At 71.0% G+C, this 20987-nt stretch carries 20 protein-coding genes; 6 read left to right on the forward strand and 14 right to left on the reverse strand.

Annotated features, from left to right (window positions below; genetic code table 11):
- Window position 1 precedes the first annotated feature (1 nt).
- Window positions 2–511, reverse strand: coding sequence for a GNAT family N-acetyltransferase (locus CBF90_RS11715; RefSeq protein WP_023952719.1), 510 nt, complete (start codon window positions 509–511; stop codon window positions 2–4).
- The gene (locus CBF90_RS11720; protein ID WP_172407833.1) at window positions 496–1224 is read right to left on the reverse strand and encodes an aminoglycoside 3'-phosphotransferase; all 729 of its coding nucleotides are present in this window, start codon (window positions 1222–1224) and stop codon (window positions 496–498) included. Before CBF90_RS11720 ends, CBF90_RS11715 begins: the two co-directional genes overlap by 16 nt.
- A 135-nt stretch (window positions 1225–1359) precedes the next feature.
- On the opposite strand from CBF90_RS11720, the gene CBF90_RS11725 reads away from it, so the two are divergent.
- From CBF90_RS11725 to CBF90_RS11735, 3 genes are read left to right on the forward strand one after another with little or no spacing between them, the layout of a single operon-like run.
- Entirely contained in the window at window positions 1360–2121 is a 762-nt protein-coding gene (locus CBF90_RS11725) for an SDR family NAD(P)-dependent oxidoreductase (protein ID WP_088380670.1), read from the forward strand.
- Window positions 2118–2927, forward strand: a complete 810-nt coding sequence (locus CBF90_RS11730) for an enoyl-CoA hydratase/isomerase family protein (protein WP_088380671.1) — start codon at window positions 2118–2120, stop codon at window positions 2925–2927. The genes CBF90_RS11725 and CBF90_RS11730 overlap by 4 nt, the downstream gene beginning before the upstream one ends.
- Window positions 2924–3766: an NAD(P)-dependent oxidoreductase gene (locus tag CBF90_RS11735; RefSeq protein ID WP_088380672.1), complete on the forward strand. Its 843-nt coding sequence runs from the start codon at window positions 2924–2926 to the stop codon at window positions 3764–3766. Before CBF90_RS11730 ends, CBF90_RS11735 begins: the two co-directional genes overlap by 4 nt.
- A 21-nt stretch (window positions 3767–3787) precedes the next feature.
- Here CBF90_RS11735 and CBF90_RS11740 read toward each other — a convergent pair whose 3' ends face one another.
- The 6 genes from CBF90_RS11740 to CBF90_RS11765 are packed head-to-tail and all read right to left on the reverse strand — an operon-like array spanning window position 3788 to window position 10958.
- Complete coding sequence (locus tag CBF90_RS11740) at window positions 3788–4783, reverse strand: ornithine cyclodeaminase family protein (RefSeq protein WP_088380673.1); 996 nt, start codon at window positions 4781–4783, stop codon at window positions 3788–3790.
- Window positions 4780–6000: an amidohydrolase family protein gene (locus CBF90_RS11745; protein ID WP_088380674.1), complete on the reverse strand. Its 1221-nt coding sequence runs from the start codon at window positions 5998–6000 to the stop codon at window positions 4780–4782. The genes CBF90_RS11740 and CBF90_RS11745 overlap by 4 nt, the downstream gene beginning before the upstream one ends.
- Window positions 5997–7541 carry an ABC transporter substrate-binding protein gene (locus tag CBF90_RS11750; protein ID WP_088380675.1) on the reverse strand — a complete coding sequence of 515 codons (1545 nt, stop codon included), beginning with the start codon at window positions 7539–7541 and terminating at the stop codon, window positions 5997–5999. The genes CBF90_RS11745 and CBF90_RS11750 overlap by 4 nt, the downstream gene beginning before the upstream one ends.
- Complete coding sequence (locus CBF90_RS11755; RefSeq protein WP_088380676.1) at window positions 7538–9148, reverse strand: ABC transporter ATP-binding protein; 1611 nt, start codon at window positions 9146–9148, stop codon at window positions 7538–7540. Before CBF90_RS11755 ends, CBF90_RS11750 begins: the two co-directional genes overlap by 4 nt.
- Complete coding sequence (locus CBF90_RS11760) at window positions 9145–10044, reverse strand: ABC transporter permease (protein ID WP_088380677.1); 900 nt, start codon at window positions 10042–10044, stop codon at window positions 9145–9147. The genes CBF90_RS11755 and CBF90_RS11760 overlap by 4 nt, the downstream gene beginning before the upstream one ends.
- Window positions 10041–10958, reverse strand: coding sequence for an ABC transporter permease (locus CBF90_RS11765; protein WP_172407832.1), 918 nt, complete (start codon window positions 10956–10958; stop codon window positions 10041–10043). The genes CBF90_RS11760 and CBF90_RS11765 overlap by 4 nt, the downstream gene beginning before the upstream one ends.
- A 189-nt stretch (window positions 10959–11147) precedes the next feature.
- Here CBF90_RS11765 and CBF90_RS11770 point away from each other — a divergent pair, with 189 nt between their 5' ends.
- Window positions 11148–11837, forward strand: coding sequence for a GntR family transcriptional regulator (locus tag CBF90_RS11770; RefSeq protein ID WP_023952699.1), 690 nt, complete (start codon window positions 11148–11150; stop codon window positions 11835–11837).
- 21 nt (window positions 11838–11858) lie between these two features.
- Here the strand turns inward: CBF90_RS11770 and CBF90_RS11775 are convergent, their stop codons facing one another.
- Window positions 11859–12341, reverse strand: coding sequence for a GNAT family N-acetyltransferase (locus CBF90_RS11775; RefSeq protein WP_064956323.1), 483 nt, complete (start codon window positions 12339–12341; stop codon window positions 11859–11861).
- Window positions 12341–13210: a Cof-type HAD-IIB family hydrolase gene (locus tag CBF90_RS11780; RefSeq protein WP_023952695.1), complete on the reverse strand. Its 870-nt coding sequence runs from the start codon at window positions 13208–13210 to the stop codon at window positions 12341–12343. The genes CBF90_RS11775 and CBF90_RS11780 overlap by 1 nt, the downstream gene beginning before the upstream one ends.
- A 35-nt stretch (window positions 13211–13245) precedes the next feature.
- On the opposite strand from CBF90_RS11780, the gene mmuM reads away from it, so the two are divergent.
- Window positions 13246–14124 (forward strand): homocysteine S-methyltransferase, encoded by an 879-nt coding sequence (gene mmuM, locus CBF90_RS11785; RefSeq protein ID WP_088380680.1) that lies wholly within the window; start codon window positions 13246–13248, stop codon window positions 14122–14124.
- On the opposite strand, the gene CBF90_RS11790 is transcribed toward mmuM, so the two are convergent.
- From CBF90_RS11790 to CBF90_RS11805, 4 genes are all read right to left on the reverse strand, one after another.
- Window positions 14117–14992, reverse strand: coding sequence for an HAD hydrolase family protein (locus CBF90_RS11790; RefSeq protein WP_023952691.1), 876 nt, complete (start codon window positions 14990–14992; stop codon window positions 14117–14119). The genes mmuM and CBF90_RS11790 overlap by 8 nt on opposite strands.
- 83 nt (window positions 14993–15075) lie before the next feature.
- Window positions 15076–16491 carry a glycoside hydrolase family 1 protein gene (locus CBF90_RS11795; protein WP_023952689.1) on the reverse strand — a complete coding sequence of 472 codons (1416 nt, stop codon included), beginning with the start codon at window positions 16489–16491 and terminating at the stop codon, window positions 15076–15078.
- 127 nt (window positions 16492–16618) lie between these two features.
- The gene (locus tag CBF90_RS11800) at window positions 16619–18478 is read right to left on the reverse strand and encodes a beta-glucoside-specific PTS transporter subunit IIABC (protein WP_071918594.1); all 1860 of its coding nucleotides are present in this window, start codon (window positions 18476–18478) and stop codon (window positions 16619–16621) included.
- Between the two features lie 186 nt (window positions 18479–18664).
- Window positions 18665–19576, reverse strand: a complete 912-nt coding sequence (locus CBF90_RS11805) for a PRD domain-containing protein (protein ID WP_071918593.1) — start codon at window positions 19574–19576, stop codon at window positions 18665–18667.
- A gap of 95 nt (window positions 19577–19671) precedes the next feature.
- Here CBF90_RS11805 and rlmN point away from each other — a divergent pair, with 95 nt between their 5' ends.
- On the forward strand, window positions 19672–20955 hold the full coding sequence (gene rlmN, locus CBF90_RS11810; protein ID WP_023952682.1) for a 23S rRNA (adenine(2503)-C(2))-methyltransferase RlmN: 1284 nt from the start codon (window positions 19672–19674) through the stop codon (window positions 20953–20955).
- Window positions 20956–20987: the final 32 nt, after the last annotated feature.

Consider the following 20987-nt stretch of genomic DNA (forward strand, 5'->3'; position numbering starts at 1 on the left):
GTCAGAGCGCGAGCGCGAAGCAGACCGAGCGAGGCATCGTCTCGGCATAGGGCTCGTAGACCGGGATGCGGCTGAAGCCCATCGAGGAGTAGAGCGCGAGGGACTCGGGCTGCTGGAGCCCGGTCTGGAGGATCACCCGTTCCGCACCGTCTGCTCGGGCGGCATCGAGCGCGGCCGACATGAGGGCGCGCGCGATGCCGAGCCCGCGGAACGCGGGTGCCACGATGAGCCGCTTGATCTCCCATTCGTCGCCGAGCCGGCGCAGGATGACGTGCCCCGCGGGGGCCTCGTCCGCGCCGGCTTCGGCGACGAGGGCGATCAGCGTCGTGACGATCTCGTCAGGGTGCGTCGCGAGCGCGCGGGCGCGGGCGCGGCGTCGCTCGTCTGGCTCGTCGCCGTGGAAGCCGTCGTACCGGGCGCCGAGGTCGTCGTCGAGCTGTCGGCGCAGGTCACGGGCGCGGGGATCGTCGTAGGCGACGTCGACGATGCGCCAGGTCAGGTCTCGTTCCACAGCGACCGATAGTAGGCCAGGCGCTCGGGGTCGGGGGTGACGCCGTAGGCGGCGATGAGCGCGTCCTCCCAGCCGGCGCCGTAGTTCCACTCGGTGCTCATCGCCGCGACGGCGATGTCGGCCCACCGGTCGGCGACGCCGAGGGCCCCCAGGTCGACGTGCGCGAGCCACCGCCCGTCGTCGTCGACGAGGGTGTTCGGGCAGCAGGCGTCGCCGTGGCAGACGACGAGAAGATCGGGCTCGGGCGCCGCGTGGAGGGATGCCGGTACGTCGAGGCCGCGGGCCGCTGCGGTGCGCAGCCGATGCTCGACACCCCAGTCGAACGGGCAGCCGGCGACCGGCAGGGCGTCGTGGAGGGCGCGCAGTCCCTCGCCGACCGCGCGCACGGCGGTGGCGGGCTCCTCGACCCAGCGGGGATCGACAGCCGACCGGCCGGGCAGTGCGCGGGTCACGAGCCACTCGGCGTCGCCATCCTCACCGGTCTCGATCACCTCGGGAACCGGCGTGTACCGCGCGGCCCATCGCAGGCGCTCCGACTCGGCGCGCATGGACGTCTCGAGGTTCCGCGGACCGATCTTGACGACGCGGCCGTCGTCGGTGCGGAATGTCACACCCCCGATGGTGTTGCGCCACAGCGGCGTCGCGCCCGCACCGCCCGTGAGCAGTCGCAGCCGAGCGGAGACGTCCGGCGGAACCGGGGCATCCGGCGGCAGCAGGGTCACAGCATCATCCTGCCTGCTCCCACCCCACTCCGTCGTACCCGCCCCGGTCTCCCGCCCGACTCCGGCGAAACGGCGGCTCAGCCTGTCGACGTTCTAGGGTGGAGGGGCGAGTTCGAAGGAGAACACATGCAGATCGCGGGAGTCTCCGCCCTCATCACGGGCGGCGCCAGCGGCCTGGGTGCGGCCACGGCGCGGCGCCTCGCCGCCGCCGGCGCCCACGTCACGATCGTCGACCTCCCGGGGTCATCCGGGCCCGAGGTCGCAGCCGAGATCGGCGGCCGGTTCGCGCCGGTCGACGTCACCGATCCGGGCGAGGTCGCCGCGGCCGTCGAGACAGCCGGCGAGACCGCGCCTCTGCGGGTCGTCGTCAACTGCGCCGGGATCGCGCCGCCCGCCAAGGTGCTCGACCGAGAAGGACACCCCACGCCGCTGCCGGACTTCGAGCGCGTCATCCGCATCAACCTCGTCGGCACCTACAACGTCGTGGCCCAGGCTTCGGCGGCGATCGCCCGGACCCAGCCGACCGAGACCGGCGCCCGCGGCGTCATCGTCAACACGGCCTCCGTCGCCGCCTTCGAGGGCCAGATCGGGCAGCCGGCCTACGCCGCGTCGAAGGGGGCGGTGCACGCGATGACCCTGCCGATCGCCCGGGAGCTCGCGCGCTACGGCATCCGCGTCTGCACCATCGCCCCCGGGATCATGCAGACCCCCATGATGGCCGGGCTGCCGGATGCCGCGCAGCGCTCGCTCGGCGAGCAGGTGCCGTACCCGCAGCGGCTGGGAGCGCCCGAGGAGTTCGCCGCGCTCGCCGCCCACATCGTCGACAACGACTACCTCAACGGCGAGACGATCCGTCTCGACGGCGCGATCAGAATGGCACCACGATGACCGACACTGCATCCGACACCGCATCCGACACCGTCCTGCTGCGGCGCGAGGGCGCGCTCGCGCGCATCACCCTGAACCGTCCGGCCTCCCTCAACGCGGTCGACGCCGAGATGGCCGTCCGCTGGCGCGAGGTCGCCGCCGAGGTCGCGGCCGACGCGTCGATCGGGGCCGTCATCCTGGATGCCGCGGGCCGCGCCTTCTGCGCCGGCGGCGACGTCGTGTCGATGTCGACCTCCGGGATGGGCGGCACGGCGGTCACCGAGACGGCCCGCGTCATCCACGACGGCATCACGTCGCTGACCACCGCGGCGGTGCCGATCGTCGCCGCCGTGCAGGGTGCGGTCGCCGGGGGAGGGCTCGGCATCATGCTGGTCGCCGACTACATCGTCGCATCGCCGTCGGCGGTCTTCGTCAGCAAGTACGCGAACATCGGGCTCACTCCCGACCTCGGCGTGTCGACCCTGCTCCCGGCCGCGATCGGCCAGCGGCGGGCCTTGCAGCTGCTGCTCCACGACACGGCGCTCGACGCCGCGACCGCGCTCGACTGGGGGCTCATCGCCGAGGTCGTCGATGATCCGGCAGCTCGCGCGCAGGCGCTCGCCGCAGCCTGGCTGGACGGCGCGACGACCGCGTTCGGGCAGGCCAAGCGCCTCGTCCGGGAGGGCGCCGGGCGCACTCTCGCCCAGAACCTCGACGACGAGGCGCGGACGATCGGAACGCGCTTCGACACCCCCGAGGCGCGCGTTCGCATCGACGCGTTCGCCGCCGCATCCGCTCGCCGCACCCGAACCGAGGAGAACCGATGACCGACGCGAAGCCCTTGGCGGGCAAGACGCTGCTGATGTCGGGCGGAAGCCGCGGCATCGGCTTGGCCATCGCGCTCCGAGCCGCGCGCGACGGCGCGAACATCGCGCTGCTCGCCAAGACGGACCAGCCGCATCCGAAGCTCGAGGGCACGGTGCACACCGCCGCCGCCGAGATCGTCGCGGCGGGGGGTCAGGCGCTGCCGATCGTCGGCGACGTGCGCGACGAGGACTCCATCACCGAGGCCGTGCTGAAGACGCAGGGCGAGTTCGGCGGCATCGACATCGTGGTGAACAACGCCTCGGCCATCGACCTCTCGGGCACCTTGGAGCTCGGCACGAAGCGCTTCGATCTGATGCAGGCTGTCAACGTGCGCGGGACGTTCCTGCTGTCGCGGGCCGCGATCCCCGTGCTGCGCGATGCCGCGAACCCGCACATCCTCTCGCTGTCGCCCCCGCTCAACCTCTCGCCGAAGTGGCTCGGCGCGCACACCGGCTACACGCTGGCGAAGTACGGTATGACGATGGCGACCCTCGGCATCGCGGCGGAGTTCGCCGGCGACGGGATCGCCGCGAACACGCTCTGGCCCCGGACGACGATCGCGACGGCGGCGGTGCAGTACTCCCTCGGCGGCGACCGGATGATGGCCGCGAGCCGCACGCCGGAGATCTACGCGGATGCCGCCTACGAGGTGCTCGTCCGGCCCGCGCGCGAGTACACGGGCCGGACGCTCATCGTCGAGGATGTGCTCGAGGCGTCGGGCGTGACCGATTTCTCGGGCTATGCGGCGGTTCCCGGCACGCCGGACAGCGAGCTGTTCCCCGACGTGTTCCTCGACTGAGACCGCTCCGACCGGCCGGATTCAGGCGTTGAGGTCGACGCGCGTCCCGATGCCGCGCTCGTGCGCAGCGTCGAGCAGGACGGCCGCCACGGCGACATCCTGTGCGCCGATGCCGACCGAGTCGAAGAGGGTGATCTCGTCGTGGCCGGCGCGGCCGCGCACCCGACCCGTGAGCACCTCGCCGAGCGTCCCCACGACGTCGTCGAGGGTGAGGGCTCCCTCGGCGACGGCGAGGAGGAGGTCGCCCGATTTGGTCTCGGCCGTCGCGCGGTCGTCGACCCACACGGAGGATCGGGCGAGGGCGGCCCCGTCGACCTCGCGCTCGTCGGCACGCGGCCGTGCCCCGACGACGTTGAGGTGCTGACCCGGCCGCAGCCACGCGCCGGAGAGGATCGGCTCCACCGACGGGGTCAGCGTGCAGACGACGTCGGAGGCGTCGACGACCTCGCGCGGCGAGGATGCCGCGACGATCTCACCGTCCCAGTCGCCTGAGCGTTCGACGTCGGCGGCGAAGCGCGCGACGGTGGCGGCCGAGCGCGACCAGACGGTGAGGCGTTCGAACGGTCGCACGGTCCGCAGCGCGCGGACATGCTCGCGGGCGAGCGCCCCCGCCCCCAGCAGGCCCAGGGACCGGCTGTCGTCGCGGGCGAGGGCTCTGGTGGCGACGGCGCTCGCGGCCGCGGTGCGCACGCGCGTCGGGACGCGGCCGTGCAGCAGCGCGACCGGGGCGCCGTCGGCGCGGTCGACGACCAGGATCATCGACCGCTGCGTCGGCAGGTCGCGCTCGGCGTTGTCGGGGACGTCGGCGAGCAGCTTGACCCCCGCGAGGCCCGCCGCATCGGAGACCGCTGCCATGAGGATGAACCGTCCCGTGTCGCCGGGCGTCGCCATCGAGGTGGGGCCGGGCTGGTGCGCCCCGCCGTCCGCGATCTCCGCGAACGCCCGCGCCACCGCTTCGAGGGTGGCGTCACGGTCGACGAGGGACTCCAGCTCGGACGCCCCGAGAAGCAGGGTCACGCGGTCACCCCTCCGGTGAGCTCGAGCCCGTCGGCGACGACGACGCCGCGGTAGAGCACGGTGCGATCGGGGGACCGGTCCATGACCGCCGCAGTGACCGTGTCGCCCGACACGAGCACGAGGTCGGCCGGATCTCCCTCGGCGAGCCCCGGGCGGTCGGCCGCACCGTTCAGGCCCGGCGCCAGCCCCATGACGGAGCGGCCGCCGACCGTGGCGATCGCGACACAGTGCTCGATGTCCTCGTCGCGGCGGAAGCCGTTGGTGAAGGCGAGCTGCCACGTGCGGTCGAGCATGTCGGTGTTGCCGTAGGGCGACCAGTAGTCGCGCTGACCGTCCTGGCCGAGTCCGAGCCGGATGCCGTACTCGGCCAGCATCAGCGTCGGGAGCGCCGTCGGCGGGGCTATCGTCGCCATCGAGATGTCGAGCTCCCGCATCTCGTCGAGGAGCGGCCGCAGCTGCGCTTCGGGCAGGCGGCCGAGGCCGTACCCGTGCGAGATGGTGACCCGCCCCTGCATCCCCGTCGCGCGGGTGCGCTCGATGATCAGCTCGGCCGAGAACTTCGCCAGCTGATCGGGCTCGTGCAGGTGGATGTCGATCGGGGCGCCGTGCTTCTCGGCGATGCCGAAGACGATGTCGAGATGGCGCACCGGATCGCGGTCGAGCGCACAGGGGTCGATGCCGCCCACGACGTCGGCGCCGCGTGCCATGGCCTCATCGAGCACGTCGGCCGATCCCGCCTCGCGCAGCAGGCCCGCCTGCGGGAACGCGATGATCTCGACGTCGCAGCGCCCGGCATTGGCCTCGCGCGCGGCGACGACCGCGTCGAGACGTTCGTGGCCGGCGTCGACGTCGACCTGCGCGTATGTCCGGACGGCGGTCGTGCCGCGGGCGATCGCCCGCTCGAGGGTCGTCGCGACCCGCTCCTCGATCGAGACCTCGGCCTTGCGCCAGTTGCGGCGGTCGTTGAGCATCATGTTCCAGACGCCGGGCGAACCGGTGTGGGGGCGGAACGGCAGGCCGACGCGCGTGGAGTCCAGGTGCACGTGGACGTCGGCGAACGAGGGGATCAGGATCCGGCCCCGTCCGTCGACGACGTCCGCGGCGGTGGTGTCCGCGGTGCCGGGGGCGGCGGTGCCGATGATGACACCGCCGTCCACGATCACATCGGTGGTCGCGCCGCCCCAGGGACGGACGCGGGAGAGGATGGTGCGGGTCATTCGAAGCTCGTCTCGGTGAAGTCGTACAGGCCGTCGGCGCGCGGGGTCCACTGCAGCGACGATCCGGCGGCGAAGTTGTTGGCGGGGACGTACAGCGGCACGAAGTAGACCTGCTCGTTGCTGTAGCCGAGCAGCTCGGCGAAGACGTCTTCGCGCTCAGCGCCCTCGACGCCGCGCTGGCGCTCGGCGAGCTCGGTGGTCGCGGGGTCGAGTGCGTAGTTGTTGTTGCCCGCCGGCTCGTAGAAGTCGGTCAGGGGCAGGTCGCCGTCGAGGGTGGAGGGAGCCCACGTGTTCAGGTAGATGCCCTGCATCTCCTTGCCGCGGACCTTGAGCGTGTGGCTCTGCTGGTCGGCGCCGCGCATGTCGACGGCGATGCCGACGGTCTCGAGATAGCCCTGGATGCTCTGGGCCACTTCGCTCGAGAGCGGGATGCGGCCATCGGTGGCGTAGTCGAAGGGGATCGGGGTGCCGTCGTACCCGGCCTCCGCGAGCAGCGCGCGCGCCGCCTCCGGGTCGTAGCCGATCGCATCGACGTCGTCGGAGTATCCCTCGACGGCGGGGGCGAGCATCGCCTTCGCCGGCTCGGCGAGTCCGGCCAGCAGCGAGTCGACGATCGCCTCCGTGTCGATCGCATGGCCGATGGCCTCCCGGACGCGGACGTCCTGGAGCGGGCCGGCCGTCGAGTTGGCGCCGAGGAAGACCACGCCGTTCGACAGGGCCGAGAACACCTGCGCGTTGCCGGCCGACTCGATGCTCGAGACCTGGGTCGGACCGATCTGGGCCACGTCGAGGTCGCCCGAGAGCACGCCGCTCGCGCGCGACTCGGCGGACGAGACCGGCTGCAGCGAGATGGTCTCGATGGCGGGGGACTCGCCCCAGTAGTCCTCGTTGCGGACGAGGTCGTACGAGACGCCCGGGGTGATGGAGTCGAAGACGTAGGGGCCCGATCCGATCGGCTCGCGGGCGTAGGCGTCGGGACCCATCTCCTGATAGGTGTCGGCCGGGACGATCGAGATGAGCGAGGTGTTGCGGGGGAACGCCGAGAAGGGCTGCTTCAGGACGAAGCGCACCGTCAGGTCGTCGACCTTCTCGACGCGGTCGACCGACGAGAGGTAGGCGTAGTTCTCGCCCGTCGGGTCGCCGAGGATCGTCTCGTACGAGAACACGACGTCGTCGGCGGTGATCTCCTCGCCGTTGCTCGCCGTGACGTCGGGCTGGAGGGTGAACTCCCACTCGGTCAGGTCGGCGTTCGCGGTCCAGTCGGTCGCGAGCTTGGGCACCATCTCGCCGTCGGCGGTGATCTTCACGAGCTGGTCGTGCGTGTGGAAGAACACCGACAGCACCACGAGAGCGCCCGAGCGGATGGGATCCATCGACGTCGGGTCGGTGGGCAGGGCGGCGGTGATGGATGTCTGGGCCGACCCCGAGGCGGAGCCGCCGGACGGGGAGTCGAACCCGCCGGCGCAGCCGGCGAGCACGAGGGCGCCGAGGGTGAGGAGGGATCCGCCGGCGAGGGCGCGCCGGGAGGTGTGTCGGGTCATGTGAGTGCCTTTCGAGCGGTGAGACGGGGAATGGCGTCGAGGAGGGTGCGGGTGTAGGGATGCTGCGGGTCGGTGAAGACGTCTTCCGTGGGGCCGTGCTCGACGATGCGGCCGCCCTCCATCACGACGACCCGGTCGGCGATGCCGCGCACCACGCCCAGGTCGTGCGAGACGAAGAGGTAGGCGAGCCGGTGCTCGCGCTGCAGGTCGCGGAGGAGGTCGAGCACTTGCGCCTGGATCGACACGTCCAGCGCCGAGACCGGCTCGTCGAGGAGCACGAGCGCCGGGTCGAGCGCGAGAGCGCGGGCGATCCCGACGCGCTGACGCTGTCCGCCGGAGAGACGTCGGGGCAGCCGGTCGTCGAACGACGGGTCGAGGCCGACGCCCGCGAGCAGGTCGCGGACGCGGTCCGGGCTGTACGCGTGCCGCACGCGCAGCGGCTCCGCCACGGAGCCGGCGACGCTGCCCCGGGGGTCGAGGGCCGACGAGGGGTCCTGGAAGACGATCTGCGCCCGTGCGCGCTCCGCGGCGGAACGTCCGGAGATGGCGGGTGCCGCGGCCGTGCCCGCGATCGTCACGCGGCCCGAAGCTGCCGGGGTGAGACCGAGGATCGCGCGCAGCAGCGAGGACTTGCCGCATCCGGACTCGCCGACCACGGCGAGGGTCTCGCCCGCGCGGATTTGCAGCGAGACGCCGTCGACCGCGCGCACGGTGCCACCGCGGCGGCCGGGGTACTCGACGACGAGGTCGGTCACCTCCAACGCGATCTCCGCAGCATCGTCGACCACCACGGCCGCCGCGCGCGCGGGCGGCTCGTGCGCCGACGGGACGGCGGCGAGCAGCATCCGCGTGTACTCCTCGCGCGGGGCGGCGAGCACGTCGGCGGTCGCGCCTCGTTCGACGATGCTCCCGGCGCGCATGACGGCGATGTCGTCGGTGTGCTCGCCCACGAGACCGAGGTCGTGCGTGATGAGCGCGAGCGCCGAGCCGGTGCGCTCGCGCACCTCGTCGAGCAGCGCCATGACCTGCGCCTGCACGGTCACGTCGAGCGCCGTGGTCGGCTCGTCGGCGATGAGCAGCAGGGGATCGTGGGCGATCGCCATCGCGATCATCGCGCGCTGCCGCATCCCGCCCGACCACTGGTGCGGCCGGGCTGCGGCCCGCTCGGCGGCGTTGCGGACCCCGACCGACTCGAGGAGCTCGACCGCGCGCCGCCGGGCGGCGCCGCGTCCGAGGCCGGGCGCGTGGACCCGCACGGCGCTGGCCACCTGCGCGCCGACCGCGCGCAGCGGGTTGAGCGACGACATCGGGTCCTGGAAGATCATGGCCGCGACGCGGCCCCGGCTCGACCGCAGCTCGCGGTCCGTGAGCGCCGTGACGTCGCGTCCATCGAGGAGGATCCGGCCGGACGTCACGCGAACGCCCTCGGGCAGCAGTCCCATCGTCGCGAGCATGGTGAGGCTCTTGCCCGACCCCGACTCGCCAACGATCCCGAGCGCGCGGCCGCGCCCGACGTCGAGCGATACGCCGGCCACGAGCGGCCGCGGGCCGGTGGGGGTGACGGCCTCGAGGGACAGATCCTCGATGGTCAGGACGGATGCGGTCATCGCCGGCCTCCCTTGCGCAGCAGGGCGCCGCGCGCCTCCGCGGTGAACTGCTGACTGACGAACTGGGCTCCCGCGACGGCGAGGAACATGACGAGTCCGGGCAGGACGACCAGCCAGGGGTCGGTGGACAGGTACTTCTGACCGTCGAAGATCATCGCGCCCCAGCTCGGCGTGGGCGGCTGGACGCCGAGCCCGAGGTACTCCAGCGACGCCTCGATGAGGACGATGGTGGCGATGTCCGTGGCGGCGATGATGAGGGTGTGCGGCCAGACGTTGGGCACCACGTGGCGCGTGATGGTCCAGAAGGTGTCGGCGCCCTGCGTCAGCGGGGCGATGACGAAGTCCTGCCCTCGCAGCGCCGCCGTGATGTTCCGCATCACGCGGGCGTAGCCGACCCACCAGGTGCAGCCGACGACGAGGATCGTCAGGCCCGCGCTCGGTGAGACGACGGCGCAGATGGCGATGAGCAGCAGCACCACGGGCATCGCCAGCACCGTGTTCGACAGCACCGAGAGGCCGGCTTCGACCTTGCCCCCGAAGTAGCCGGACACGATCCCGACGGTCGTCCCGATGAGGGCGTTGAGGGCCACGATCGCGAGGGTGATCCCCAGGGTGACCGACGACGCCAGGGCCACCCGGCTGAACAGGTCGCGGCCGAGCGGGTCGGTCCCGAGGGGGTGGGCGGGGTCCGTCAACGGCGGCAGCAGAGCCCGCGAGAGGTCCTGCCCCATCGGATCGAACCCCGGCAGCACCGGGCGCAGCGCGGAGAGGGCGATGACGAGCCCGATCATGGTGAACCCGACGACGGCCGAGGGGCGCAGGCGCAGACGCGGTGGACGCGGGGCGGTCGCGGGTGACGCGGTGACGGGCGCGGGAGCGACGGGCGTGAGGGTCATGAGTGAGCCGTCCGGGTGTCGATGCGGGAGACGAGGGTGTCGACCAGGGTGTTCACGAGCACGAACATCAGGGCCACGAACAGCAGGCCGGCCTGGACGATGGGGAAGTCGCGCTGGCTGACGGCGTCGGTCAGGAGGCTGCCGAGGCCGGGCCAGGCGAACACCACCTCGACGACGACCGTGCCGCCCAGGAGCCCGCCGAGGTTCAGGCCCGCCATGCCGAGCACGGGCGCGAGCGCGTTGGGAAGCATCTGGGTGAGCAGGATGCTCGCCCGGCTGTGCCCCTGCGCGAACGCGGTGCGGACGTAGTCCTGTTCGGCCTGTTCGCTCAGCGCGGCGTCGAGGAGGCGCAGGTACATGACGAACTGGCCCGTGGCGAGCGTGACGACGGGAAGCACCAGGCTGGCGGGGCTCGTCCGGCCCAGCGAGGGCAGGACGCCCAGCAGGACCGAGAAGACCAGCACGAGCAGGAGAGCGAAGAAGAAATCGGGGACCGACTGCCGCACGGCACCGCTCCAGCCGACGATCGCTCGCAGCAGGCGGCTGCCGGTGAGCTGGATGGCGAGGGCGGCGATCAGCGCGAGGGCGAAGCCCGCGATGAAGGCCCAGAAGGCGAGTTCGACGGTCGCCGGGACGCGCTCGAGGACGAGGCCGAGGGCCGACTCGTGCCGGCGGTACGAATCACCGAAGTCGCCGACGAACAGACCGCCGAGGAAGTCGAGGTACTGCACGATGACGGGCCGGTCGAAACCGAGGCGCGCGTTGAGCGCGTCGACGTCGGCGGTCGAGGCGTTGTCGGGCAGGAGCAGCGCCCCGGGCGCGCCGGTGAGGCGCCCGAGGACGAAGCCGACGGTCACCACCAGGAAGATCGTGGCGACGGCGAGGCCGAGGCGGCGGAGGAGAAAGGGGAGCACGAGCAGGACGCTATGGCACGGCGGCTCGCGGACCGGGCCGCGTAACGAACACGCAACACAACTCTTACGCTCGTGACACTTTGGCGTACCGAATCGTGCCTTCGAGCCGCTTTCAAGGCTTCAAATGGACCATCCGGGATACCAGATGGCGATTCCCGCCCCGACTGCCCGACCTGCCAGGATGGTCGGGTGGATGACGAGACGGATGCCGCCGGGCGGCGCATCGCACATGCCCTGCGGGAGCGGATCATCACCGGCGACATCGCGATGGGCGACAAGCTCGGCGAGCGTGACGTCGCCCTGCAGCTCGGAGTCTCGCGGGTGCCCGTGCGCGAGGCGCTGCAGCTGCTCGAGTCCGAGGGCTTCGTGTCGTCGTCGCACCGGCGGGCCGCGATCGTTCACACGTTCACGCTCGACGACGCCGTCGAGCTGTTCGACATGCGCATGCAGCTCGAGCCCTTCGCGGCATCCCTCGCCGCCCGCAACGCCGCGGCAGGCGCCGACACGACCCACCTGGTCGCCGCCCTCGAGGTCGCTCACGTCGCGCACGACGAGGACGCGCCGGCGTCGACCCGCAACTCCGATCTGCACGAGGAGATCTTCGCGCTCGCCGGACACCGCCTTCTGCTGCGGATGAGCGGCCAGCTCACGGGCCGCACACGCTGGCTCTTCCGCCTCACCCCGGAGCGCGACACGGAGCGCCGATGGGACGAGCACGACGAGATCGTCGAGGCTATCCTCGGTGGGCACGCGGATCTCGCGTTCGCGCTCGCAGCGGCCCACGTCGAGCGCGGGCGGGTCGAGTCGATGCCCCGTCTGGCCGAACGGCTGCCCGCCGAGCCCGTGCGACGTCGCCGTCGCGGCGCATCGAAGGGCTGACCGCGCGTCCGGCGCAGCCGATCAGTCGAGTGGCTTGCGCAGGAATATCTGGAAGGTGCCGTCGCCCTGCGGCACGCGCTCGGACTCGGCATACCCCTCGCGCTCGTAGAGGCGGAGGTTGGCTTCGCTGAGCGAGCCCGTGAACAGTTCGGCTTCGCGCGCACCGGCCTGCCGTCCGCGTTCCTCGACCGCGGCGAGCAGCGCGGTGCCGAGACCGGATCCCTGCTGGTCGGGGGCGATCGCGATGCGGCCGATGAGCAGCAGCTCGCCGTCGAGACGGGCGCGTGCCGCTCCGACGATGCGTCCGTCGTCGAGGGCGACGCAGCCGAGGTTCTCGTGCAGCTCGGCCCGGAGCTCGTCGAGGGTCTGGGTCAGGGGCGGCATGTCGGCCGCGTCGTAGATGAGGGCTTCGGACACGAACGCCGCGCGCTGCAGGGTCAGCACTTCACCCGCGTCGGCGGGGTCGATGGGGCGGATGTCGTGCTCGCGGGCCTCGGGGGCCATCAGGCGGCCGTCTCAGGGTCGATGATGCCGTGGCGGACGAAGGCGTTCCAGATGCCGTCGTCGAGGACGCCGGTGGTGACCTCGCCGGCGATGCGCTGGAGGTGCGGGTCGGCTTCGGCCATCGCGATCGCGGTGCCGCAGACCTCGAACATCTCGACGTCGTTCCAGCTGTCGCCGATTCCGATGGCGTCGGCGGCGTCGCGGCCGAGATGGCTCAGCATCGCCTGGATGCCGGTCCCCTTGTTCGTGCCGCGCATACCGACCTCGCCGTTCGACCCGGTCGGCAGCGGCATGCTGCCCGGTATCACGTGGAACTCGTCGCCGAGGGCTCGCTGGGTCTTCTCGACGGCGTCGGGGTCGGAGCTGACGAACACCGCTTTGGCGATGTGGTCGAGATCGGCCTCCTCGACCGGGGCGAAGCGCGGCGCGGCCACGACGTCCTCGGCGAGGGCCACGGTGGAGACGTCTTCAGCGTGACGGCGCCGGCGTTCGCTGATGAAGTCGGCGATGAAAGAGCGCACGCCCTCGCTCGCGTAGACCCCGGCGTGAGACTGGATGAAGTACCGCGTGCCCTGCTCGTCGAAGTAGGCCATGACGCGCTCGACGGCGGCGCGTGGCATCAGCTCGGCGAGCACCGTCTCGTCGCCGGAGACCGCGAGGGCCCCGCCGTTGGAGATGGCGCCGTCGAAGCCGATGTCGAGCACACGGGGGTTGATGTCGCCGGCGGCGCGTCCTGTGCAGAGGTAGACGAGGTGCCCGCGTTCACGCGCGGCGCGAACCGCTGCGATCGTCGAGGGGGCGATCGACTCGCCGTGCGCGAGGATGGTGCCGTCGACGTCGAGGAAGATGATGCGAGATTGCGACGTCACCCCTCCAGCGTAATGGGGCGATCTAGAGTGGCGACATGTCCGACGTCGCGACCGCTCTGTCCGACCGGCCGCTGTTGCTGGACGGCGGTCTGGGGACGACCCTCGAGGCAGGAGGACACGACCTCTCCGGTGAGCTGTGGTCGGCGCGCGTGCTGTCGGAGGCTCCGGCGGACGTCCGCGCGGCGCACGCCCGTTTCGCCGCTGCCGGCGCAGACATCCTCACCACGGCGTCGTACCAGATCGGGTTCGACAACCTGGCCGCGGCGGGCTTCGACGCCGCTCGCACCCGCCGACTGCTGGACCTGTCGGTGCGGGTCGCCCGCGATGGCGGGGCTGAGGCGGGGCGGGAGGTGCGGGTGGCCGCATCCGTCGGGCCGTTCGGTGCGACGCGGGCGGACGGCAGCGAATACACCGGCGACTACGGCCTCACCGCCGCCCAGCTCGAGCGCTGGCATCGTCGCCGTCTCGATGCGCTCGTCGCCGCCGAGCCCGACCTGCTGGCGGTCGAGACCATCGCCTCCCCGACCGAGGCTGAGGCGGTCGCGCATGCGGTCGAGGGCATCGGCATCCCGACATGGGTCGCGCTGTCGGCGGCGAGCACGGCGTTCGACGAGGCGTCGCTGCGCGAGACCCTCGTCGCGATCTCGCGGGTGCCGGGCGTCGTCGCCGTCGGGGTCAACTGCTGCCCGCCGGCCGCCGTGGCATCGGCCCTGACGTCGGCCGCAGCCGTGCCGTTCGTCGTCTACCCGAACAGCGCCGAGTCGTGGGATGCCGATTCGCGCGTCTGGACCGGCGAACCGGGCCACGCGCTGGCCGAGGCCGAAGACTGGATCCGGGCCGGCGCGCGCATCGTGGGCGGATGCTGCCGCACCACGCCCGACGATATCGCCGCTCTTGCCCGCCGGCTCAGATGAGGCCGTGGCGGACGAAGGCGTTGTGGATCCCGTCGTCGTCGATCGCCGTCGTCACCTCGTCGGCGAGGGCCTGCACCTCCGGCGCGGCGTTGCCCATCGCGATCGCGGTGCCGCACACCTCGAACATCTCGGCGTCGTTCCAGTTGTCTCCGATGCCGATCGCGTCGGCGGGATCGACGCCCAGGTGGGCGAGCACCTCCAGGATCGCGGCGCCTTTGTTCACGCCGCGCGGCGCCACTTCGCCCGAACTGCCCTCCGGCAGCGGGATCGTGCCCGAGACGACGGCGAAGTCGGGGGCGAGCTCGGCGAGCAGGTCGGCGACCGCGTCCGCGTCGTGCCCGAGGATGACGGCCTTGGCGACCTCGGCATCCGAGAAGTGGACCTCGTCGTCGAAGGTCTTCATGCCGACGCTGAAGAATTCGAGCTCGTCGGGGTCGACCCCCGCGGCCCGGGCGTCGTCGGCGTGGCGGGCGCGGTCGCGCTCGAGCCGGTCCGCGAGCAGGTCCGGCAGACCGGGGCTCGCGAACATACGGTCGAAGGACTGGTAGTACCAGTGGATGCCGCGTGCCTCGAACGCGGCGCTGAGGCGCGCGACCTCGGCGGCGGTCATGAGTCGCGAGACGATCAGCTCGTCGCCCACGCCGGCGAACGCGCCGCCGTTCGTGACGGCGCCGTCGAAGCCGATGTCGAGGATGCGGCCGCGCAGCTCGGCCATGCCGCGTCCCGTGCTCAACAGCACGAGGTGGCCGTTCTCGCGCGCGCGGCGGACGGCGGCGACGGCGGACTCGGGCAGGTGGGTGCCGTCCTGCAGGAGCGTGCCGTCGACATCGAGGAAGACGGCGCGGCGGCGGAAGTCGGACGAAGTCATGCGATCCCCTCTCGGATGCGGAGAAGGGCGCGGTCGCGGGCCAGAAGGAGGGCCCCGCGACCGCGCCCGGTCGGGTCGGCGTCTCAGCGGGTGAGCGAGGCGCCGTTGGTGCGGATGACCTCGGCGTACCAGCCGAACGACTTCTTCTCGTAGCGCTCGAGCGTGCCCGAGCCGTCGTCGTTGCGGTCGACGTAGATGAAGCCGTACCGCTTGCTCAGCTGCGCGGTCGAGGCGCTGACCAGGTCGATGCAGCCCCACGAGGTGTAGCCGAGCACCTCGACGCCGTCGGCGATCGCTTCGCCGACCTGCACGAGGTGGTCGTTGAGGTAGGCGATGCGGTAGTCGTCGATGACCGTCTTGACGCCGTCGACCTCGACGAGCTGGTCTTTCGCGCCCAGACCGTTCTCGACGATGAACAGCGGCTTCTGCCAGCGGTCCCAGAACTGGTTGAGCACGAGGCGCAGGCCCACGGGGTCGATCTGCCAGCCCCACTCGCTCGCCTCGAGGGTCGGGTTCGGAACGCCGCCCATGATGTTGCCCTCGCCGGTGACCTTCTTCGCCGGGTCGGCGGTCGCGGCGACCGACATGTAGTAGCTGAACGACACGAAGTCGACCGTGTTGGTCAGGTCGTCGCGGTCCTCGTCGGTGATGTCGAGCTCGATGCCCTTCTCCGCGAGGGTGCGCAGGAAGTACCCGGGGTAGGCGCCGCGGGTGTGCACGTCGCCGTAGACGAGGTTCGAGTGGTCGAACGACATGACCTCCAGCGCGTCTGCGGGCGACGGCGAGAGCGGGTACACGGGCATCGACAGCACCATGCAGCCGATCTGCGCGTTCGGGGCGACCTCGCGTGCGATGCGCGTCGCGCGGGCCGAGGCCACGAGCTCGTGGTGCATCGCCTGGTAGAGCTGCTGCTCGGTCAGCTCGTCCTTCGGGGTGTTGATGCCGCCCGACATGAAGGGGGCGTGGAGGAGGGAGTTGATCTCGTTGAAGGTCAGCCAGTACTTCACCCGGGCGCCGTAGCGCTCGAAGAGGGTGCGCGCGTAGTTCTCGTAGAAGGCGATGAGGCGGCGGTCGGTCCACCCGTCGTAGGTCTCGGCGAGGTGGAGCGGCGTCTCGTAGTGCGAGATGGTGACGAGCGGCTCGATGCCGTGCTTCTCGAGCTCGTCGAGGACGCGGTCGTAGAAGGCGAGGCCCTCTTCGTTGGGCTCGGTCTCGTCGCCCTTCGGGAAGATGCGGCTCCACGCGATGGAGAAGCGGAAGGTCTTGAAGCCCATCTTGGCGAAAAGGGCGATGTCTTCTGCGTAGCGGTGGTAGAAGTCGATGCCGACGAGCTTGAGGTTGTCGGGGGTCGGCTCGTCGGTGCGGGCGCCGACGATGCCGCGGGGCATGACGTCCTGCACCGAGAGCCCCTTGCCGCCTTCGTCGTAGGCGCCCTCCAGCTGGTTCGCGGCGGTCGCTCCGCCCCAGAGGAATCCGTCGGGGAAGGTGGTGGTGCTCATGGCTCTCTCGTTTCGTATCGCTTGGCCCGCAGGTGGCGGGACTGTGTATCGCTGGTCCCGCGGCTGGCGGGACGGGTGGGGGAGGGGGCGCGGTCCGGTTCCGCGCCCCCTCCGCGCGGGGTGTCGCTCAGTTCGCGAGCGCGGACTCGACCGAGACCGCCGTGAACAGCGGCTCGCCGTGCGCGATCGGGCCGGACGCCTGGCCGGCCAGAGCGGGGTACAGCTCGCCGTTGGTGACGATGACGGGCGTCGTCAGGTCGTAGCCCGCACGCTCGATCGCGTCGCCGTCGAACTCGACGAGCAGGTCGCCGGCCTTGACCTCCTGGCCGGTGGTGACCTTGACGTCGAAGTGCGCGCCCGCGAGCTTCACCGTGTCGATGCCGATGTGGATGAGCACCTCGGCGCCGTCGGCGTGACGGAGGCCGATCGCGTGACCGGTCGGGAACGCGGCTGCGACGGTTGCGTCGAACGGGGCGTACACGGCGCCCGAACGCGGCTTGATCGCGACGCCGTCTCCGAGGCTGCCCTCGGCGAAGGCGGCGTCGGGAGTCTCGCTCAGCGGCACGACCGTGCCGTCGACGGGGCTCAGCACGACGACGTCGTTGCCGGATGCCGCGGGGGCCGCGGCCGGTGCGGCATCCTCTTCCGGCTCCGTGAATCCGACGATCGCGGTGAGCAGGAACGGGATGACGATCGCGGCGGCGAGTCCGATGATCAGCATGACCATGTTGCCGTTGCCGAACAGGGCCGGGAGGGCCAGCCCGGAGGGCACGACGAACGCCGTCGAGAACACGCCGCCCATCGCGATGATGGCGCCACCGATCACACCGCCGACGATGCCGAAGGCGAAGGGGCGCTTGAGCGGCAGGTTGATGCCGTAGATGGCGGGCTCGGTGATGCCGGCGAGGAAGCCCGAGAGCGTTGCGGGGGCGGCGAGCGACTTGAGGTTCTTGTTGCGGGCGCGCACCCACACACCGGCGACGGCAGCGGCCTGCGCGAGGACGGCCGCGAACACGGGGCCGATGAGCAGGATCTGACCGGTGGTCTGGTACTCCAGCGTGAACAGCGGCACGAGACCCCAGTGCAGACCGAAGATGACGAAGACCTGCCAGAAGCCGCCCATGATGGCGCCGCCGGCCCACGGCGCGTTCTCGAAGACCCAGCCGATGCCGTTGCCGAGCGCGCCGCTGAGGATCGCGGAGATCGGACCGATGACGACGAAGACGATCGGGACGGCGATGAGCACGACGATCATCGGGGTGACGAAGCGGCGCACCGCGCCCGGGAGCTTCGCGTAGAGGAACTTCTCGGCGTGGCTCTGCAGCCAGACGATCACGATGATCGGGATGACGCTCGAGACGTAGGTGACCATCGTGAAGGGGATGCCGAAGAAGGTCAGGCCCTCGACCCCGACGAGCGGGGTGATCGTCGGGTAGAGCAGCGCTGCCGCGATCGCGAAGGCGGTGAACTCGTTGGCCTTGAAGTAGCGCGCCGCGGTGAAGGCGAGCGCCATCGGCAGGAAGTTGATGAGGCCGTCCGACAGGGCGTTGAGCACCGCGTAGGTCGAGTTGTCGGTGGTGATCCACCCGAACGTGACCGCCGCAGCGAGGAACGCCTTGAGCAGACCGGTGCCCGCGAGGGCCCACAGCAGCGGCGTGAAGATCGCCGAGATCATCGAGATGAAGCGGTTGAAGAGGTTGCCCTTGGGGCCCTCGGATGCCGCGGCGTCGGAGCCGGCGCCGAACTTCGAGATCTTGCCGATCTCGGCGAACACGTCGGGGACGTCGTTGCCGATGACGACCTGATACTGGCCGCCGGCCTGGGCGACGGTGACGACGCCGGGCACGGCCTTGACGGCGGCGGTGTTCGCCTTCGACTCGTCCTTCAGCACGAAACGCAGACGCGTCGCGCAGTGGACGAGGGAGTTCACGTTCTCCTCGCCGCCGACGCCCTCCAGGACGCCGGCCGCGGTCTTCGAGTAATCCATCGGGACTGCTCGCTTTCTGCCGCAGCATCGCGGCACTCGGGTGGAGGAAGCCGCCGCATCCCGTTTCCGGGCAACAAAAAAACCTGAACTCGTTCACCGCCGATCAAAGCGATGTGAGTTCAGGTTTTGCCCGCTGCCGCGGTAACAATCCGGAGACTTCCACAGGGCAGCGACGCCCTGCGAGGGTCACGGTACCACGCGTGTGGTGTCTTCGCCAGTGCCGTTCGCCCCGACCTGCGTCGCGAGGCGCTCGACGTGGACGATGACGTAGAGCAGCTCCTCGTCGGTCAGCTCCGACTCGGTCGCGGCGCGGACGTAGGCCTTGACCTCCTCCGCGATCGCGTACGACCGGGGATAGCTGTGCTTGGCGAACTCGAAGAACGAGGTGTCGGCGCTGCGCAGCATCGTCTTGGAGACGAGGCGCTGCAGCAGGAATTGGATGTGCAGGATGAAGCGCGCGTAGTCGGGGCTGTCGGTGTCGAGTTTGACGCCGAGGCCGTTCTCGACCGTCATGACGACGTGCTGCAGACGGCGGAAGAGAAGGGCCGCCGTGCCGTTGGGTTCGTCACGAGTCGCGTTGAGCAGGTGCATCGTGAGGAACACGGCCTCTTCGTCGGGCAGCTCGCGATCGAGCGACTCGGAGATCGCGGTGGCCATGCGCTGCGCCGCGGAGAACTCGTGGGGATGCAGCACGCGCAGTTCGGGCATGTTGGTCGCGGGGATCCGGATGCCGTTGTCGAGCCGTTCGAGCACGAACTGGATGTGATCGATGACGGCCATCGTGAAGAACCGGTCGAGGTGGTGGCCGAGACGGCGCTCGGCCTCGTCGACGGCGCGAGTGACGGCTTCGACGACCGGATAGGGAACGTCGGTCAGCAGCTGCCGCTCGCGGTCACCGGCATCCCCCGCATCGAGGATGAAGGTCTTCTCGACCTTGTCGGGGTCGAGGGTGTCGGAGGGCTTCAGCTGGAATCCGAGTCCGCGCCCCATGAGCACGCGCTCGCGGCCGTGCTCGTCGAGGGTGATGACGACGTTGTTGTTCAGCACCTTGTGCACGACGGTGCCGCGCGGGGGCGGAGCGACGTCGTCGAGGTTCATGGCTGAAGTCTAGGGCGGGAGGGGTCGGGGGCCGCCGGGCACGGCGAATGCCGGCGGCCAGCCTTCGCGCAGCCGGCGCCGGTACCCTGGATCATATGACCGATTCTGATCCCGTGCGCGAGACCGCGTCGTCCGTGCGCGAGACCGCGTCGCGCGTGCGCTCCACCAAGCCGCGCCAGGTGCGCCCCGCGACCGAGGGGTGGTCGCAGCAGAAGGACGAGTCCGGTCGCCCCCTCCTCCAGTTCGCGAGCCCGAAGCGCGGCAAGCCGCCCGTCCACCTCGCCGACCTCACCCCCGAGCAGCGCGTCGAGAAGGTCAAGGAGCTCGGCATGCCGGGCTTCCGGGCCAAGCAGCTCGAGAAGCACTACTTCCGTCACTTCACCTCGGATGCCGCGGAGATGACCGACCTGCCCGCCGCGGGGCGCGACGAGCTCGTCGCGGGTCTGCTGCCGCCGCTGCTGACCGAGGTGCGCCGACTCGAGACCGACCGCGGCGACACGATCAAGTTCCTGTGGAAGCTCCACGACGGCGCCCTCGTCGAGTCGGTGCTGATGCGCTACACCGGCCGCATCACGCTGTGCGTGTCGAGCCAGGCCGGATGCGGCATGAACTGCCCGTTCTGTGCGACGGGCCAGGCGGGCCTGACCCGCAACATGTCGGCCGCCGAGATCATCGAGCAGGTGGTCCGGGCGAACCGTCTCATCGCGGACGGAGGCCTCGGCGATCCCCGCAAGGTCGGGCACGAGGGCGAGCGCGTCACGAACATCGTCTTCATGGGCATGGGCGAGCCGCTGGCGAACTACGCCCGCGTCATGCAGGCGGTGCGCACGATGGTCGACAAGGATCACGGCATCGGCATGAGCGCCCGCGGCATCACGGTGTCGACGGTGGGCCTCGTGCCCGCGATCCAGAAGCTGACGAAGGAGGACATCCCCGTCACTTTCGCTCTCTCGCTGCACGCCCCCGACGACCAGCTGCGCGACGAGCTCATCCCCGTCAACTCACGCTGGAAGGTCGACGAGGCGCTCGACGCCGCGAAGGCCTACTTCGATGAGACGGGCCGGCGGGTGTCGATCGAGTACGCCCTCATCAAGGACATGAACGACCACGCGTGGCGCGCCGACCTCCTCGCCGAGAAGCTCAACGCCCGCGGTCGGGGGTGGGTGCACGTGAACCCGATCCCGTTGAACCCCACGCCCGGCTCGATCTGGACCTCGTCCGAGCCCGAGGTGCAGGACGAGTTCGTGCGACGGCTCAACGAGGCCGGCATACCGACGACTCTCCGCGACACGCGCGGCAAGGAGATCGACGGCGCATGCGGTCAGCTCGTGGCGACCGAGGACGACCAGCGCGCGGCCGACACCGTTCCTGCGGGTTGAGGTCATAAGACGCAACTCCGGCCCGTCCGGAC

It is taken from the genome of Microbacterium sp. AISO3 (assembly GCF_002204305.1).
GTDB lineage: Bacteria > Actinomycetota > Actinomycetes > Actinomycetales > Microbacteriaceae > Microbacterium > Microbacterium arborescens.